The organism is Marinicauda algicola, from assembly GCF_017161425.1.
In the GTDB taxonomy this organism is placed as follows: Bacteria; Pseudomonadota; Alphaproteobacteria; order Caulobacterales; family Maricaulaceae; genus Marinicauda; species Marinicauda algicola.
Genome location: NZ_CP071057.1, coordinates 1,624,867 through 1,642,579 on the forward strand (window position 1 = coordinate 1,624,867; position 17,713 = coordinate 1,642,579).

Consider the following 17,713-nt stretch of genomic DNA (forward strand, 5'->3'; position numbering starts at 1 on the left):
GCTGTCAGCTTGTCGCGGGCGGCGGGACCTAGCCCGCATTCCGGCCCGATCAACCCCGCCCGCTCGCTTCGCCTTTCCAATTCGCCCCCGCCGGGCTTTGTTCCAACCCGGCATTCCGGGCAGCGCGGTGTGGCCCGACGGGCACGACCGGAAAAAAGTTAACGGCTCTCGTGACCTTCGCCCTATTTCGGGCGTATCGTTAACGCTTAAGGCGATTCAGGAACGCGCCGGCTTTTCCGGGGGGGAGGGCTGCTCGCGAAGGCAGGTGGAGGGAACAGACCCATGTCGCTCAGTCAGACCGCACGCATTCTCGCGATCGCCGCGGTATTCACCGCCGCCCCGGCAATCGCGGCGAACCAGAGCTATTCGACGGGGCCGTATTACGGCTCGGCGCGCATGCCCTATCTCGGAGACCCGTTCCAGGAATGTCGCGGCCGCCAGAGCGAGCTCGAACTGCGCGCCTGCCTGTCGCGCCTGCACGACGAGGCGCGCTACGACCTGGACTATGTCAACGACCGCCTCGAGCGTCTCGCCTCCTCCTTCCAGGACGAGGGCGTGCGCGCCTATCACGAGGAAAAGCTGCGCGGTGCGCGCACCACCTGGTCGGCCTATCTCGACTATCACTGCGATTTCGAGGGCGCGATGCTCGGCGACGACAATACCGAGGTCGGCCTGCAGTCGCTCGCCTGCCAGATCATGATGATGCGAATCCAAGCCTACCGGCTGGACACGCTGGCGCAGAACATCGACATCGAGATCGTGGACACGCCGGGCACCGACGGCCCGATCGCGGACGTGCGCTGCGAGCAGGGCGATTTCCGAGAATGGCGCGTGCGCTGCGATGCGCGCGGCAACTATTTCGCCGAGACCGGCACGGGCGGCAACACGCTGCGCCTGGAGCGCAGCGTCAATGGCGGGTTCGACCTGGTGCTGGCCTCGAGCGTGCACGCCATCGACACCGGGCGCTCGATCAATGTGCGCGTGGATTCCAACCCGACGCTCGATTTCCGAACCACGCCCGGCTACGCCGGACCGTCCGAGCGCGGCGGCTTCGTGATCGACAACTCGCCCGCGGTGGACACGCTGATCGGCCAGATGCGCCAGGGCGGCCGCGTCGCGGTCGTGTTCTACGACACCGCCGGCCAGGCCCAGGTCGCCAATTTCTCGCTCTACGGCGTGACGAGCGCGCTCGAACACCTGGCCGACCGGGGCCGCGTCTACCGGCGCCCGGCGCGCTGATCTGACGCTCGGCTTCGAATACAACCCGGCCGGCCAGATCACGTCGATGACGCGGTCCAACACGGCCTATTCCTGGGTCAACCACATCAATCTGGACACGCTGTTCGGTCATAACGGCCTCAACCAGATCACCTCGATCACCGAGGACGGCGTGGCCCAGACCGCGCCCACCTGGGACGGGCGCGGCAATCTGACTTCGTATGCGGGCACGAGCTACGGGTACGATCATTACAACCGGCTGACTTCGGTATCGGGCGGGATCACGCTCTCCTACGACCCGCTGGGCCGGTTGCACAGCTATACGACCGGGGCGGGAACCTATGACTCACTCTATGACGGGGCGGCGTTGATCGGAATGTACAATGCCGGTTCGCTGGTGCAGCGTTTTGTGCACGGGCCGGGCATGGACGAACCTCTGGTGCAGTATTCAGGCGCGGGCACGAGCAACCGCACCTTCCTGCACGCCGACGAACGCGGCTCGATCATCGCCCACACCGACAGCGCGGGCAACCGCACCGCCACGCTTGCCTACGACGAGTACGGCAATCCCGGAAGCGGCAATACGGGCCTGTTCCAGTACACCGGCCAGATATGGCTCGCCAATATCGGCGCGTACTACTACAAGAACCGGTTCTACCATCCCGGCCTCGGCCGGTTCATGCAGACCGACCCGATCGGCCAGACCGGCGGGATCAATCTCTATGCGTATGTCGGCGGGGATCCGGTGAATTTTACCGATCCGTGGGGGTTGAGGCGGATATGCAAGACCGGCTCGGATGGTCAGATGGTCGAGGTGCCTTGCCCTCAATCCTGGACGGAGAAGCAGGCTACGTTAGATCAGCTGCGGCAATCGCTGATGGACAGTATACTGCTTGATTTAGGAATGGGCGCCAGTGGCAGCGGCGGGCCGGGCGGAAAGGGAAGTAGCGATACTGATGGGAAGCAGGAAGACCAGAAGCCGTGTAACCGCGCAGCTATGATGGCCGGAAATTTCTTGAGATCATATGGTCATAAGCAGCAGCAGGTTGGCGGCGTGGTGGCACTTGCTGGCGGCACAATTGCCGTGGGAGCCTTACTTTTTCCATTGGATGGACCGGTCGGTGAAATGGCTGGAGGAGCGGTTGCCGCATCAGGAGGAGTAATGCTCGCCGCGGGTACAATCGCAGATGTCGCGGGTCAGTTTCTACAGGGCTACGCCATCGGCGACGCGAATTATGCAATGGGCGGCGTTCTAAAGGAAACGCTGACCCAAGGCGCGCATGACCTCGCCACGGGAGTTTCAGAGAATTTGCGGAATTTCTCGAGGGCGCTTGGCCCGACCGGCGCAGCGGCTTCGCTCGTTGACGTCGAAAGTAGGATGCGGAGTTGTTGATGATTAATAGTAACATAATTTTGGTTGCAATTGCTATATACGCAGCATCTGCAGTATCGTTCATTATGTTGCGCCTAAGCGTCAATCAGAATGCGGACCCATTCCTAATAGGCTTAGTCGCAATTATGGTATCTATTTTTGCAGGCTTTATCTTTGAAAAGGCTAGGCGAAAAATCTATGAGGACCGTACTGGTGAAATTCTTTCACCATTTTTTTTCTTCTCGTTTTTTTCTCTATTTTCTGGAATGTTAATAATATTTTATTAATTTTTCGCCCACCGGCGCGCGCGCCTGACCTGGCCGGACGGGTTCTACGTGACCTACAGCGCAGCCTGTCCTCGGGCTCGCCGTAGGCGAGACCCGGGGAACACCGCCAGCCGTCTCACCCATATCCGCGAGAACGGGGCGACGTCCGGGGTGGGGGTTCTGGCGACGTTCGCGTACGACACCTACGGGCGGCGCACCAGCCTGACGCGCGGCAACGGCACGGTGACGAACTATGCCTTCGACGCGATGAGCCGGCTGGACTCCCTGACCCAGAACCTTGCCGGGACGGCCGACGATCTCACGGTCAGCCTGGACTACAACCCGGCCGGCCAGATCACCTCGATGACGCGGTCCAACACGGCCTATTCCTGGGTCAACCACATCAATCTGGACACGCTGTTCGGCCATAACGGCCTCAACCAGATCACCAGCGTGACGAACCAGACCGCGCCGACGTATGACGGGCGCGGCAATCTGACTTCGTATGCGGGCACGAGCTACGGCTACGACCATTACAACCGGCTGACCTCGGTCTCGGGCGGGATCACGCTGAGCTACGATCCGATGGGCCGGCTGTGGGAATATGCCGGCTCGAGCCTGGGCACGACCCGCTTCCAGTATGACGGGGCGGCGCTCATCGCGGGCTATTCGAGCACGGGCGCGCTGCGCTTCCGCTTCGTGCACGGGCCCGGCATGGACGAACCGCTGGTCGGCTATGACGGCTCGGGCACGAGCAACCGGTCCTTTTTACACGCCGACGAGCGCGGCTCGATCATCGCCCACACCGACAGCGCGGGCAACCGCATCGCCACGCTCTCCTACGACGAATACGGCAATCCCGGCAGCTCCAATACGGGCCTGTTCCAGTACACCGGCCAGATCGCCCTCTACGACACCGGCCTCTATCACTACAAGAACCGCACCTACCATCCGGGCCTCGGCGTTCGCCGGGCGATCGATCCCCCGGATCGATCGCCGATCCGGCTCACTCATGCAGACCGACCCGATCGGCGTCGCCGGCGGGATCAATCTCTACGCCTATGTGGGCGGGGATCCGGTGAATTTTACCGATCCGTGGGGGCTCAAGACACGCACAGGATAGAGGATCAGGCGGTCAAGCGATTCTGACTGTATTGCGCACTACGGTTACGCTAATCACTTCCCACAGGCCAAGGGTGCGGGCGGCGGTGGCTCTTCGTCGTTAGCTGGAGGGAGCGAGGGATTTACATGCAGTGGTCCCCTCAACAATGACAGGTGCTTGGTCAAGGCGAGTGGAGGTACATGGCCTTGGGGTGGTCGATACCCGGGGGATTTGCGAGGCACAGTGTTTGAATATTTTGTTCCCACTTACGCGGAGTACGCGGCGTTTAAAAGAAATCACCCGCTTGAATTTGCTCTGGCCGTGAGCTTGCTTGGGTCTGTAGATTTTGTTGACAGTGCCCATGCCCGGAGAGCCTTGCGGGAGTTTTATTCTACTGCGGAGATGGTTGGTCGAGAAGAGTTTCTTGAGAGGATGTCAGGTGTTGCTGCCAGTGGATGCTCATTGTGCGCTGCTTGGGCTGAAGCGCACCCCATCCTATCTGCTGCGAATTCCCTATATTCGGTGTACACGATAGCGTCTTCTGTAGACGCCACTATTGAGGCGGGGCGGATGATGCTATACGGGCCCCAGTTTCTGGGTTGGGAGCTAGCTTGCGACCGCTTTGGTTCGCCGATTACGGCAGAGAGTATTCTTTATGGAGCTGGGAGGCTTGAATGCTAAAAATATTGTCAGTCTTTCTTCTCTCTGCAGTTGCAGTCAGTTGTAGCGCGGTGCCGAGGGAGCAGGGTTTAGCGGTTAATGCGACCGAACTTTTTCGGGCTCACATTGAAGGTGCTGCTGCTGTTGCGAGAGTTGCTTCTGTCGTCTGTGATAGTTGTTACAGTGATCTCGTAATTGACCCGGCTCGAGAGTTCGAGTACCTCTTGGGAAAGGCGGCGATTTATTATAGGGAGAATAGTGCCTCCATCGTTATGGATGCATTCCTCGAACGTGAAATTTGCTCACTGTCAATATTTTCCAGTAATTTTGAGTTTGTGGAGAGGGCGGCCCCGCTTCCGGGAGAGGTCGACGTGTCTTTTGAGGTCTTTATTCAAGAGCTTTTACGCAATGAGCGCATCTCCTGCGCGGCCGAGCTATAGTAAAGTGGCTGCGGTTCTCTGATCGGAAGAGCGGAGACGGAGACCGGTTGTCGTTGTTCGGGCCCCCGGGGCTTTATGATGACAAACTTGGTGGCGATCACCAGTCGCGCGGCAGCGGCCGGCCCTCGACCAGTTCCGCGATGCGGCGGGCGGTGGCCGGCGTCGTCTCCCGCGGCAGGGCGTCCGGCGCGGCCCAGACGATGTCGGTGATCTCCCCGCCGGCGGCCGGATCGCAGGCCCGCCACGACTCCACGCGGAACAGCGCGATATGGTCGCCGGCGAACTTGCGGTTCCGGAACAGTCCCACCAGGGCCGGCGGTTCGACCGGGACGACGCCCGCCTCCTCGGCGAGTTCGCGCTCCAGCGCCAGGGTGACGTCCTCGCCCGCCTCCACCCCGCCGCCCGGCAGGTGGAAGCCCTCGATGTAGGAATGGCGCACCAGGCAGACCCGGCCGTGTTCGTCGAACACCGCGCCGCGCACGCCCAGCGTCATCGCCCGGGTCCGCCGCCACCAGAAGCGGAAGAGCGGCGTCATCCAGCCGCCGACGCGCCGGCGCAGGGCGAGATCGCGGCTCATCGCCGCGCCCCCGCCGGGGCCGGTGGCCTCACCGCTGGCACCGCGCCGCGGAGCACGCTATAGACCGGCGACGTTCGACCGGAGAGGCCGGCCGGGCCGGCCAGCAACAGGGAAAGGAAGAGCAAGATGTGGGCTCTGATCGCGATCGGCATGTGCGTGGGACTGTTCGCTCTGTTCAACCTGCTCGAATTCAAGCGCCTCGACTAGTGCGCGGCTGCGGGGCGAAGCCCGCTCCAGCCTAGCCGCGACCGCACGCCGGAGCCAGAAGAGGCCTGTCCATGCCGCTCGCCATCGACATCGCATTCGTCGTCGCCGGAATCGCCGTCCTGCTCGTAGGCGGCGATTTTCTCGTGCGCGGCGCGGTGGCGCTGGCGAACAAGGCGGGCATTCCCCCGCTCCTCGTCGGCCTGACCATCGTCGCCTTCGGCACCAGCGCGCCGGAAATGGTGGTCAGCGCGGCGGCGGCGATCTCCAACGCGCCGGGCCTGGCGGTCGGCAATATCGTCGGCTCCAACATCGCCAACATCTTCCTGGTGCTCGGCCTGCCGGCCATGCTGATGCCGATGGCCACGAGCGCGCCGGGCATCAGGCGCAACGCGGTGATCGCGCTCGGCGCGGCGCTGCTGCTGGTGGCGCTGACCTGGGACCGCTCGCTCTCGCTGTCCGACGGCCTGATCCTCGGCGCTGGCATCATCGCCTACATCCTCTATCTCGCGATCAATGCCGGCCGGGCGCAGGGCGACCCGGTGATCGCGGAGCTGACCGAGGCGGCCACGGGCGAGCACCTGCCCCATTCCAATGCGCGCATCCTGTTGCTTGTGCTCGCCGGCATCGTCTTCCTGCCCGTCGGCGCGAACCTGATCGTGGAGGGCGCCAGCGACATCGCGGCCCTGATGGGCGTGTCCGAGGCCGTCATCGGGCTCACCGTGATCGCCTTCGGCACCTCCCTGCCCGAGCTCGCCACCGCAGCGGTCGCGGCGCTGAAGCGCCACAGCGAGGTGGCGATCGGAAACGTGATCGGCTCCAACATCTTCAACGTCTTCGCCGTGGGCGGCATCACCGGCATCTCGGCCGGCCTCATCCGCGGCGGAGCGCCGATCGAGCCGGAATTCTTCCAGCTCGACTACTGGGTGATGATCGCGGCGAGCGTGATCGCGCTGGCGCTGATCGTGCGCCGCAAGCCGATCTCGCGGCTGACCGGGGCGGTTCTCTTTGCGGGCTATATCGGCTACATCGCCGCGCTCGCCTATGTGAACCTCGCCTGACGGCCGGAACCCATGTCCAAGCTCTCCCTCGAAATCTCGAAGGACTTCGCCTTCGACGCCGCTCACTATTTCGAGCACAAGGAGAAGGACCATCCCTTCTCCCGCCTGCACGGCCATTCCTTCCAGGGCACCGTGACACTCGCCGGCACCCCGGCCCAGGACAGCGGCATGGTGAAGGATTTCTGGGAGATCGACGCGGAGCTGAAGAAGATCACCGCCCAGCTCGACCACCGGCTCCTGAACGAGGTGGAGGGCCTGGAACACCCCTCGCTGGAAGACATCGCGATGTGGGTCTTCGAGAAGCTCGACCCGGTCCTGCCCGGCCTGGTCAGCGTGGAGATCCGCCGTCCGAGCTGGGGCGAGAAGGCGGTCGTCAAGCGGGGATGACCTGACGCCGCTGTCCTCCCCCGCGAGCGTGGGAGGTGGCCCGAGCGCCCCCCCTCACAGCGCCCCGAACACGTCCCGCGTCAGCCTCGGATCGAAATGCTGGCCGCCATCGACGGCCAGGATCTGTCCCGACACCGAGGGTGTCGCCAGGAAATAGCGCAGCGTGCGCACCATGTCCTCGAGGGTCGGACCCCGCTTGAGCGGGTTGTCGTCGTGCAGGCGCTCGAACTCCTCGCGCGAGTGATACGGGCTCGGCAGGGTGAGGCCGGGCGCCACCGCGTTGACGCGCACCGTCGGGGCGAACTCGCGCGCATGCATCTGCGTCATGGCTTCGAGCGCAGCCTTGGACAGCGTGTAGCTGAAGAAATCGGCGTTGATGTTGAAGAGCTTGTAGTCGAGCACGTTGAAGATCATGGACCCAGCCTCGGCCTGTTTCGCGAACTCCCGCGAAAGAAGCGCCGGGGCGAGCGTGTTGACGTCCATGTGCCGGCGGAAGCTGTCGGCGGTGAGCGTCTGCGAGCTGTCGTCCTCGAAGATCGAGGCCGAATTGACCAGTACGCGGAGAGGGCCGGCTTTCTCGCGCGCCTGCCCGATCAGGCCTTGCGCGGCGCCCGGGTCGGCGAGGTCGGCGCCGATCGCGACCGCCTCGATGCCGTCCTTGCGGAACTCCGACACCAGCGCGTCGGCCTCCTGGCTGGAGGTGTTGTAGTGCACGATCGGCACATAGCCGTCCTCGGCGAGGGCGGTGATGAAGGCCCGCCCCATACGCCTGGCCGCCCCGGTCACCAGGGCCGCCCCCTTGCCGGAGGGTGTGTTCGACATGACATCTTCCTCAAAGCAGCTCGACGCATACCCTTTGCGGGCCATCCGGCTTATACTGGCTCTTTCCGCTTCTCCAGAGGAACAGGCATGAAACTCGACGCCCTGCGCTCACCGGCTTCCCCGGCCGAAGCCCCTGCCCCAGCCATGGCGGGCGAGCGCCTGTGCGTGCGCGTGGAGAAGTTGCGCCTCATGGCCGAGGTCGGGGTCTATGCCAGCGAGCACGGCCGCACCCAGCCGGTCACGGTCAGCCTGGAGGCGGAGGTCGACGAGACGGCGACGGCACCGGGGGCCGATCTCACCCATGCGGTGAACTATGCCGCGCTCGCCGAGACCGTGCGCCAGGTCGTCGGTTCGCAGCACCACGAGCTGCTCGAGGATCTCGTCCAGCACATCGCCGACGTTCTGTTCAAGGACCCGCGCGTGAAGCGCCTGAAGCTCGCCGTCGACAAGCTCACCGCGCTGGAGGATGCCGAGAGCGTGGGCGTGAGCTACGAGCGCTGGCGATAGGGCGCCGGCCGGAATCCCGGAGACGCGGAGCGGTGGTCCGCCCTACAGGTCCGGGCGATCCCGGAAAGACCGGAGATCAGGCCTCGCGCTCCAGCAGCCCGCGCTCGGCGCGGTTCGGAAAGCGATAGAAGATGTGGGCGCCGACCGTCCGGGTGCGAACGAGGCCCCCGTTCCAGTAGGGATCGACCGCGACGGTGTGGTAGTGCGTGGCGCGGCGCGTGATCGGCTGGGCGAAGCCCATGGTCACGTGGGCGGCGACGCGCTGCGCGCGCTCCCAGCCGCGCCCGCGCGGGGCGATGGCCATCGACCCGTCGCATGTGAAGGTGAACTGGCATCCGGTGTCGAGTTCGCTGCCCTGGTAAACGACATCGCAGATCGTGTCCGGATAGGCGCGGTGACGCACGCGGTTCAGCACGACCTCGGCAACCGCCAGCTGACCGTAAATGCCCTCTGAGCGCGCCTCGTAATAGATCGCCTCGGCCAGGCAGCGCTGCTCGCGCGCCGCCTGCTGCGCGGTCAGCAGGTGGTCTGCACCGAAGGTCTGCAGATCGGCGATGGTGCGCGTGGGAATCAGGACCGGCTCCGCGCCGGCCGCTTCCAGGCTCAGCGCGGCGGTCTGGATCAGCAGGGACTCCCCGTCCCAGACCTCGTGCGTCTCCGCCTCGATCGCCTTGGCGGCGAGGGCGCGCCACTGCGCGGTCTCTTCCTGGGCCTCCAGGCGCTCGCTCGCAAAGGGTAGGCCCACGGCGATCGCCGCGGCCGCCGACAGCGTGCCGAATACCTTCAGGGCGCCGAGGAGGCGCTGTCTGTTCAATCGGACGGTCATGTTCACCCGTCTCCCTAACGCGCCGGGCCGGTCGCTTCGTTCCGGTCTTCTCTGGCGCGGTCCGGGTGGAGACAGGCTCCGTACCCGGATCGGTTCTTTCGCGTCTCGCAAAAAGGTGCGCGTGGATATCCGGGCTGGCAAGCCGGGTCAACGCGCACCGTTCGAGATGCAAGATCGGGACCGATCGCGGCGGATTCAAGGCCGGCGTTGCGATCCTCGATATTTCAATGGTTTATCCGCTCGTCAGGCGGACTTCTTCAGCGCCGCCTGTGCCGCGGCAAGGCGTGCGATGGGCACGCGGTATGGCGAACAGGACACATAATCGAGCCCGGCTTCCTCGCAGAAACGAATCGATGCCGGGTCGCCGCCATGCTCGCCGCAAATGCCGAGCTTGAGGTTTTCGCGCGCCCCGCGCCCGCGTTCCACCGCGATCTTGATGAGGTCACCGACCCCCTCCTGATCGAGGCTGACGAAGGGATCCTTCTCGAAGATCTGGGCCTCGAGATAGTCGCCGAGGAACTTGCCGGCATCGTCGCGCGACAGGCCGAACGTGGTCTGGGTGAGGTCGTTCGTGCCGAAGGAGAAGAACTCGGCATGGGCCGCGATGTCGGCCGCGCGCAGCGCCGCACGCGGCAGCTCGATCATCGTGCCGATGAGGTAGACGGGGGCGGTGCCCGTCTCCTTCTCCACCTTGCGCGCGATCGCCTCGATCCTGACTTTCAGGATTTCCAGCTCCTTGGCGACGGCGACGAGCGGGATCATCACCTCGGCGACGGGCTTGAAGCCGGTCTCCTTCTCCACGATGGCCTGCGCCTCGAAGATGGCGCGCGCCTGCATCTCGTAGATTTCCGGATAGGTGATCCCGAGCCGGCAGCCGCGATGGCCGAGCATCGGGTTGGTCTCCGCGAGCGATTTCGCCCGCTCCATGAGCCCGGCAGCGGGAAGCCCGGTGGCCTCGGCGACCGCCTTCACGTCCTCGTCGGTGTGCGGCAGGAATTCGTGCAGCGGCGGGTCGAGCAGCCGGATCGTGCAAGGCCGATCTTCCATGATGCGGAAGATCTCGGCGAAGTCGTCGCGCTGCATGGGCAGGATCTTGCTCAGCGCCTTGATGCGCCCCGACTGGTCCTCGGCGAGGATCATCTCGCGCACCGCCGCGATGCGGTCGGCGTCGAAGAACATGTGCTCGGTGCGGCACAGGCCGATGCCCTCCGCGCCGAATTCCTTGGCGGTCTGCACGTCGAGCGGGGTCTCGGCGTTGGTGCGCACCTTCATGCGCCTTGCCCGGTCGGCCCAGACCATGAGGCTCGCGAAATCGCCGGTCAGCTCCGGCTTGATCATCTTCGCCTCGCCCGCCAGCACCTCGCCGGTCGCGCCGTCGACGGTGATCATATCGCCCTCATGGACCTTGCGGCCGCGGGCGGTGAAGGTCCTGGCCGCGACGTCGATCTTGATCTCGCCCGCACCGGAGACGCAGGGCCGGCCCATGCCGCGCGCAACGACCGCGGCATGGCTCGTCATGCCGCCGCGGGCGGTGACGATGGCCTGCGCGGCGTGCATGCCGTGAATGTCCTCGGGGCTCGTCTCGACGCGCACCAGGATCACCTTCTCGCCGAGCTTGGCCATGTGCTCGGCCTCGTCGGCGTCGAACACGACCTTTCCCGCCGCCGCGCCGGGCGAAGCCGGCAGGCCCTTGGCGATGACGTCGCGCTCATAGCTCTCGTCGATCGTGGGATGGAGCAGCTGGTCGAGCGCGGACGGTTCGACGCGCAGCACCGCCTCCTCCTCGCCGATCAGCCCGTCGGCGACCATGTCGACGGCGATCTTCAGCGCCGCGCGCGCCGTGCGCTTGCCCGCCCGCGTCTGCAGCATCCACAGCGTGCCGCGCTCGACGGTGAACTCGATGTCCTGCATGTCGCGGTAATGGCGCTCCAGCCGGTCGAACACGTCGATGAGCTGCGCATAGACCTGCGGCATCGCCTCTTCCATGGAAGGCTGGGGATCGCCCATCTTCTCGCGCATCACCTTCGTCAGGCATTGCGGAGTGCGGATGCCGGCGACCACGTCCTCGCCCTGCGCGTTGATCAGGAACTCGCCGTAATAGCCCTTCTCGCCGGTGGACGGGTCGCGCGTGAAGGCCACGCCCGTGGCCGAGGTCTCGCCCATGTTCCCGAACACCATGGCCTGGACGTTGACCGCCGTGCCCCAGCTCTCGGGGATGTCGTACATGCGCCGGTAGGTGATGGCCCGGTCGTTCATCCAGCTGGAGAACACCGCCCCGATCGCGCCCCAGAGCTGGTCGCGCGGATCGGTCGGGAAGGGCTCGCCGAGCGCCTTCCGCACAGCCGCCTTGTACTCGGCGATGATCTCTTCCCATTCCGCGGCCGCGATCTCGGTGTCGAGCGTGTAGTCGCGGTCTTCCTTGAAGCGCTCGAGAATCTCCTCGAACGTCGAGTGGGAAACGCCGAGCACCACGTCGGAATACATGGTGATGAAGCGCCGGTAGGAATCCAGCGCGAAGCGCCGGTCGCCGGAGAGCTCGGCGAGCCCCTCGGCGGTCTCGTCGTTGAGGCCGAGATTCAGGACCGTGTCCATCATGCCCGGCATGGAGGCGCGCGCGCCGGAGCGCACCGAGACCAGGAGCGGGTTCTCCGGATCGCCGAAGCGCTTGCCCACCTTCTTCTCGAGGTCGGCGAGCGCGGCCTCGACCTGGCTCTCGAGCTCGGCGGGGTATTCGCGATTGTTCCTGTAGAACGCGGTGCAGACCTCGGTCGTCAGGGTGAAGCCGGGCGGGACGGGCAGGCCGAGCCGGGCCATCTCGGCGAGGTTCGCCCCCTTGCCGCCGAGGAGGTTCTTGTCGCCCTTCTCGCCTTCCGCGCTGCCGCCGCCGAATGCGTAAACCCACTTGGCCATGGTGTGCCCTTCATTCCTGTTCCAGTCCGCGCCCGCGTGTTTCGGAACGCGTCAGCCCTCGAGACGATCGAAATCGGCCACCCGTCCGACCGCGGAGCGAATCCGGGAGAGCAATAGAAGCCTGTTGCGACGCAGCATAGCGTTCTCGGCATTGACGACAACGGCCTCGAAGAAGGCATCGACAGGCGCGCGCAGCCCGGCGAGCGCCTTCATCGCGCCCTCGAAGTCTTCCCGGGCGAGCGCAACCCCGGCGACCTCTTCGGCGCCCTCGATGGCGGCGACGAGCGCCTTCTCCTCGGGCGCCTGCGCCGTCTTCGCGACGGCGACGAGGATGGCTTTTTCGTCCTGGGATGCCGTCTCGGGGCCGTGCGAGGCGGCGCTCTTGCCGGCCCCGGCGGAGATTTCCGACAGGGCTTCCGCCCGCGCCGCGGTCAGGTCGAAACCCTTCTTCTCCTCGGCCTTGAGGATGTTCGCTGCGCGGCGATAGCCGGCCAGCAGCGCGGCGCCGTCCTCGGTGGACAGGAAGTCCTGCAGCGCGCGCGCCTTCTTCGTGACGCGCACCAGATCGTCATCGCCCAGCGCGAACACCGCGTCGATCACGTCGTGGCGCACGCCCTCGTCCTTCAGATGGACCTTCAGGCGGTCGGCGAAGAAGGAGAGGAGGGAGTCCTCTCGTCCAATCTGCTCTGTTTGACCAAACTCAATTTTTTCGACGCCGGGAACGCTCAGGAAGAATCGCTTAGAGAAAGTAAGAAACGGGAACGACCAAGGGCCGAAAACTGCAGCCTCAGGCTCCTGTTCTCCGCCTCGGCGTCGCGGCAGATAAGGAATTCCATTCCGCTCGGCATAGTCGATCTGATCGGGAGGCGATAAGGCGGCAAGGCCTTCGACATGTTTCACATCAGTTTGCGCCAGAATCCGGATGACCGCATCGATCTCATCGACGAGCCCGATGCGAGCATTAGTTTCTTCGACTGTCCGAATTTTTCCCAAGGCAGCCCGCCGCAGCGCGAACGGGTCCTTAGAGCCTGTCGGCTTTTCGTTGATCGCCCAGAAGCCGACCAGCGTGTCGAGCTTGTCGGCGAGCGCGACCGCGGCGCTGACCGGGGCGGTGGGCACGGCGTCGGAGGGGCCTTGCGGCTTGTAGTGATCGGCGATGGCGTCGGCGATCTCGGGGGAGAGCCCCTCCTCCAGCGCATAATACCGCCCCATCACGCCCTGAAGCTCGGGAAACTCGTAGACCATCTGGCTGACGAGGTCGGCCTTGGACAGGCGCGCCGCCTTTTCGGCGAGCTCCGGATCGGCGTCCACTGCTTCAGCGAGTTCGCGCGCGAGCGCGGCGACGCGCTCGACCTTGTCGGCGACCGTGCCGAGCTTCTCGTGGAAGGTGACTTTCGACAGCTCCTTCGCCATCGCCTCGAGCCCGCGCTTGCGGTCGATGTCCCAGAAATGGCGGGCGTCCGAAAGGCGCGCTGAGAGCACGCGGGCCGCCCCCTCGGCGATGGCCTTGCCGCCGTCGGGCGCCTCCTGGTTGGCGATCATGACGAATTTGGGCGCGAGCTTGCCCGTTTTCGGATCGCGCACCGCGAAATATTTCTGGTGCACCTTCATGGTCAGGGTAATGACCTCGGGCGGAAGATCCAGGAATTCGGGATCCATCTCGCCCAGCACCGGGACGGGATGCTCGACGAGGCCGGCCACTTCGGAGAGAAGGCCCGCGTCCTCCACCAGTTCCAGTCCCGCATCGGCGCAGACGGTCTTCGCGCCGTCGAGGATCCGGCTTTCCCGGTCCGCGCGCCTGAGCACCACGCCATTGTCCGCGAGCTTGGCCGCGTAGTCGGCATAGTTCGCAACCGTGAAGACGCGATCGCCCTTGCTGTGGATGCGATGGCCCTCGGTCGTGTTGCCGCTCTCGATGCCGAACACGGTGAAGGGCACGACCTCACCGTCGAACAGGCACACGATGCGGTGCAGCGGACGCACCCAGCGCTGGGCGGTCTCGCCTTCTCCGAACTTCATCGATTTCGGCCAGGGGAAGGCCTTCACGATCTCCGGGATCGCCTCGGCGATCAGCTCGGCGGTCCTGCGGCCCGGCTTCTCGATGCGCGCGAGGTAGAAGCTGCCCTTCTTGTCCTCGCGGGTCTCAAGCTGGTCGACGCCGGACAGCCCGACCGAGCGCAGGAAGCCCTCGATGGCCTTGGCCGGCGCGTCGGTGCGCGGGCCCTTGCGCTCCTCGCTGACGTCGGCGGTCTTCTCGGGCAGGCCGGTCGCGACGAGGCCGAGACGGCGCGGACCGGCGAAGGCCTCCAGCGTCCCCGCCTTCAGCCCGGCCTCCCCCAGCCGCTCCTCCAGCATGCGCGCCAGGTCGGCCTCGGCGCGCGCCTGCATGCGGGCGGGGATTTCCTCGGAGAAGAATTCGAGCAGGAGTTCGGACATGGAGAGGCGTTACTCGCTTGGAAGGGGCGGCGCGAGGCTTACCGCCCGAGCGCGCTTTCGTCCAGCGTGCCGTCCCTTGCCGTCATTCTCCGGCCGAGCGCAGCGAGGACAGGAAAACCCATGCCGCAACTCTACCGCCGCGCCCCTCCGCGCCGCAGAGGCCTGGGTGGCCCGGTCAAGCCGGGCCATGACAGGGGGGTGGGTGGATCAGGAGGACCCCGCCATCTTCGCGTCGATCTCCTGCACGCGCCGGAAGGCGTCGCGGTCCTCGAGCCGGTCGATATAGGAGAAGATCGTGTCGTGCTGCTCGATCAGGCCGAAGCGGCGCACCCAGCCGAGCGCCCCGCCGACAAGGATGTCGCAGGCGCTGAACGCGTCGCCGAGCAGGTAGTCGCCGGTTTCCAGCACGCGCTCGATGCGGGAGATCATGTTCTCGAAATCGCCCCAGCCCAGCATGCCGCGCTCGGCGATCCAGCCCTGGCTCTTGGCGATCATCGCCGGTTCCAGCACGCCCGGCCGGAAGACATGCCAGAAATAGTGCGCCGCGCGCTGCGGCGAGCCGAATTCCGGCGCGAGGCCGGCATCGGGAAACTCGTCGCACAGATAGAGCGAGATGGCCGCGAGCTCGCCGAGCGACTGGCCCTTGTGGCGGATCGCCGGGACCTTGCCGGACGGGTTGATCTTGACGAAGTCCTCCGCCGGTCCCTTGCGCACGTCGACATGGACGAGCTCGTAGGGCGCGCCGAGCTCCTCCAGCAGCCAGAGCGCGCCGGAGGAGCGGGTTCCGGGGCAGTGATAGAGGGTGACGGTCATGGCGTGCTTCTCCCTTTTGAGGCCGAGCCTAGGCCGCCGCCTTCTCCATCGCCACCCAGGCGCTGGCGCAGCCCTTGGCGAGTTCGCGCACTCGGGCGATCCAGCTGGCGCGTTCGGCGACCGAGATCGCGCCCCTCGCATCGACGAGGTTGAACAGGTGGGATGCCTTCAGGCACCAGTCATAGGCCGGCAGCGGCAGCGGGTTTTCCAGCGCCAGCAGCGCCTTGCACTGGGCCTCCGCGTCGGCGAACCAGCGCATCAGCATGTCCACGTCGGCATGCTCGAAATTGAAGTGGGAGTGCTGGCGCTCGTTCTCCTTGAAGACGTCGCCATAGCTCATGCCCTTCCCGTTGAAATCGAGGTCGTAGACATTCTCCACGCCCTGCACGTACATCGCCAGGCGTTCGAGGCCATAGGTCAGCTCGCCGGAGACCAGCTCCACGTCGAGCCCGCCGACCTGCTGGAAATAGGTGAACTGGGAGACTTCCATCCCGTCGCACCAGACCTCCCAGCCGAGCCCCCAGGCGCCGACGGTGGGGTTTTCCCAGTCGTCCTCGACGAAACGCACGTCGTGGAGCCTGCGGTCGATGCCGATGGCGTCGAGCGAGCCGAGATAGAGGTCCTGCAGATTGTCCGGCGAGGGCTTCAGAAGCACCTGGAACTGGTAATAGTGCTGCAGCCGGTTGGGGTTCTCGCCATAGCGCCCGTCGCCGGGACGGCGCGAGGGCTGGACATAGGCCGCGCGCCAGGGCTTCGAGCCGAGGCTGCGCAGGGTCGTGGCCGGATGCAGCGTGCCCGCCCCGACCTCGGTGTCGTAGGGCTGCAGGATGGCGCAGCCCTGGTCGGCCCAGTAGCGCTGCAGGGTGAGGATGAGATCCTGGAAGGAGGGCGCGTCGGGGTTTCGCATCGGGGCAGGAATCCGGCTCGTGAGAAGGCGGCGCGAACCTAGGCGCGCCGCGGCGGGGGATCAAGCGGACTGGCAGGGCGAGGCCCTAGCGCACCGCCTCCGGGTCGACCTGCAGCACCAGGGCCGGATCGATATAGCGGTCGTGCCACTTGATGCGCCAGTCGAGATGGGCCCCGGTGGCGCGCCCGCCCGCTCCGATCTCGCCGATCACGTCGCCCTGCTCGACGATGTCGCCGGCCTCCACCGACACCCCGGACAGGTGCAGGAAACCGGAGGTGAAGCCCTGGCCGTGATCGATGAAGATCAGCCCGCCCTCGAAATACATGTCGGGTTCGGCGAGCGTGACCACGCCCGGCGCCGGGGCGATCACGTCGGTGCCGGTCTCGGCGGCGACGTCCAGGCCGTAATGGGGCCGGCGCGGCTCGCCGTTGTAGAAGCGCTGCGAACCATAGACCCCGGTGATGACGCCCTCGGCCGGCATGACGAAATCGGAGAGGAAGCCCTGCCCGCCCCAGCGCGAGGTATAGGCCTGCGCCTTCTGCGCGCCCTCGCGGCGGATGCGCTCCAGCGTCTCGGGCGGCGGGGTGACGTATTCCGGCGGCACGCCCTCGATGCGCTGGATCTCGTACTCGCGCTGGGTGACCGACACGGTCTCCTCGTAGCGCATCTGCGGATCGAGGCGGACCGACAGGGTGGTTTCGGGCGGCGCGTCGCGGTCATGGCCGAGCACGACATGGCCGGTTTCGCTCGCGGTCACGGTGATGTCGCCGAGGCTCACCTCGGCCCCCGGCACGGTCCGGCAGACCAGCATCGCGCCCTGTATGTGCTCGCCCGCGCACACGATCGGCGGCTCGGGCAGGTCGGCAGGAATGGCGGTGGCATCGGGCGCGCCCTGCAGCGCGAGCGCGGCGGCAAGCGCGATCATGCGGACTCTCCCGGCTTCACGCCCGGCCCGGTATGCACCTCGAGCCAGCGCTTGGTGGCGATCTCCGCGTCGCGATAGGCCTCCTGCAACTCCGCGCTCCAGTAGCGCAGGTCGTTGAGGGGGATCTTCGCCCCCGTCACCGCGCAGGTGACATAGGCGCCGGGCGAGAGGATGAGATAGTCGGCGTCGCCGTATTCCAGCTTCGCCTCGCCGGTGAACTCGCGGTCGAAATGATTCATGGATCACGCACTCTGTCTGGACTGCTAGAAACCTAGCATGG

Annotated in this window: 16 protein-coding genes; 7 read left to right on the forward strand and 9 right to left on the reverse strand. The window is 65.7% G+C overall.

Annotated features, from left to right (window positions below):
• Nucleotides 1-282: 282 nt before the first annotated feature.
• The 4 genes from JW792_RS08240 (at nt 283) to JW792_RS08255 (ending at nt 5,058) form a co-directional block, all read left to right on the forward strand.
• Nucleotides 283-1,239 (forward strand): lysozyme inhibitor LprI family protein, encoded by a 957-nt coding sequence (locus JW792_RS08240; protein WP_135996179.1) that lies wholly within the window; start codon nt 283-285, stop codon nt 1,237-1,239.
• A gap of 46 nt (nt 1,240-1,285) precedes the next feature.
• The gene (locus JW792_RS08245) at nt 1,286-2,611 is read left to right on the forward strand and encodes an RHS repeat-associated core domain-containing protein (RefSeq protein WP_135996178.1); all 1,326 of its coding nucleotides are present in this window, start codon (nt 1,286-1,288) and stop codon (nt 2,609-2,611) included.
• 1,257 nt (nt 2,612-3,868) lie between these two features.
• Entirely contained in the window at nt 3,869-3,979 is a 111-nt protein-coding gene (locus JW792_RS17205) for an RHS repeat-associated core domain-containing protein (protein ID WP_420871267.1), read from the forward strand.
• 653 nt (nt 3,980-4,632) lie between these two features.
• Complete coding sequence (locus JW792_RS08255) at nt 4,633-5,058, forward strand: hypothetical protein (RefSeq protein WP_135996177.1); 426 nt, start codon at nt 4,633-4,635, stop codon at nt 5,056-5,058.
• Nucleotides 5,059-5,155: 97 nt separating this feature from the next.
• Here the strand turns inward: JW792_RS08255 and JW792_RS08260 are convergent, their stop codons facing one another.
• Entirely contained in the window at nt 5,156-5,635 is a 480-nt protein-coding gene (locus JW792_RS08260; protein ID WP_206340931.1) for an NUDIX domain-containing protein, read from the reverse strand.
• A 278-nt stretch (nt 5,636-5,913) separates the two neighbouring features.
• Between JW792_RS08260 and JW792_RS08265 the strand changes: the two genes are divergently transcribed.
• A complete protein-coding gene (locus JW792_RS08265; protein ID WP_135996176.1) occupies nt 5,914-6,900 on the forward strand; it encodes a calcium/sodium antiporter in 987 nt (328 codons plus the stop codon).
• Nucleotides 6,901-6,912: 12 nt separating this feature from the next.
• Entirely contained in the window at nt 6,913-7,287 is a 375-nt protein-coding gene (locus tag JW792_RS08270; RefSeq protein ID WP_135996175.1) for a 6-pyruvoyl trahydropterin synthase family protein, read from the forward strand.
• Between the two features lie 54 nt (nt 7,288-7,341).
• Here the strand turns inward: JW792_RS08270 and JW792_RS08275 are convergent, their stop codons facing one another.
• Nucleotides 7,342-8,109: an SDR family oxidoreductase gene (locus JW792_RS08275; RefSeq protein ID WP_241095101.1), complete on the reverse strand. Its 768-nt coding sequence runs from the start codon at nt 8,107-8,109 to the stop codon at nt 7,342-7,344.
• 87 nt (nt 8,110-8,196) lie between these two features.
• Here JW792_RS08275 and folB point away from each other — a divergent pair, with 87 nt between their 5' ends.
• Complete coding sequence (folB, locus tag JW792_RS08280; RefSeq protein ID WP_135996173.1) at nt 8,197-8,616, forward strand: dihydroneopterin aldolase; 420 nt, start codon at nt 8,197-8,199, stop codon at nt 8,614-8,616.
• 76 nt (nt 8,617-8,692) lie between these two features.
• Here the strand turns inward: folB and JW792_RS08285 are convergent, their stop codons facing one another.
• The 7 genes from JW792_RS08285 to JW792_RS08315 form a co-directional block, all read right to left on the reverse strand.
• Nucleotides 8,693-9,442: a cell wall hydrolase gene (locus JW792_RS08285; RefSeq protein ID WP_135996172.1), complete on the reverse strand. Its 750-nt coding sequence runs from the start codon at nt 9,440-9,442 to the stop codon at nt 8,693-8,695.
• A gap of 243 nt (nt 9,443-9,685) precedes the next feature.
• A complete protein-coding gene (gene ppdK / locus JW792_RS08290) occupies nt 9,686-12,352 on the reverse strand; it encodes a pyruvate, phosphate dikinase (RefSeq protein WP_135996171.1) in 2,667 nt (888 codons plus the stop codon).
• Nucleotides 12,353-12,403: 51 nt separating this feature from the next.
• Nucleotides 12,404-14,788, reverse strand: coding sequence for a glycine--tRNA ligase subunit beta (gene glyS, locus JW792_RS08295; protein WP_135996170.1), 2,385 nt, complete (start codon nt 14,786-14,788; stop codon nt 12,404-12,406).
• Between the two features lie 207 nt (nt 14,789-14,995).
• On the reverse strand, nt 14,996-15,601 hold the full coding sequence (locus tag JW792_RS08300) for a glutathione S-transferase family protein (protein WP_158291610.1): 606 nt from the start codon (nt 15,599-15,601) through the stop codon (nt 14,996-14,998).
• A 28-nt stretch (nt 15,602-15,629) separates the two neighbouring features.
• Nucleotides 15,630-16,508, reverse strand: coding sequence for a glycine--tRNA ligase subunit alpha (locus tag JW792_RS08305; RefSeq protein WP_135996168.1), 879 nt, complete (start codon nt 16,506-16,508; stop codon nt 15,630-15,632).
• Between the two features lie 85 nt (nt 16,509-16,593).
• Nucleotides 16,594-17,433: a M23 family metallopeptidase gene (locus JW792_RS08310; protein WP_135996167.1), complete on the reverse strand. Its 840-nt coding sequence runs from the start codon at nt 17,431-17,433 to the stop codon at nt 16,594-16,596.
• Complete coding sequence (locus JW792_RS08315) at nt 17,430-17,672, reverse strand: DUF2093 domain-containing protein (protein WP_135996166.1); 243 nt, start codon at nt 17,670-17,672, stop codon at nt 17,430-17,432. Before JW792_RS08315 ends, JW792_RS08310 begins: the two co-directional genes overlap by 4 nt.
• Between the last annotated feature and the right edge of the window lie 41 nt (nt 17,673-17,713).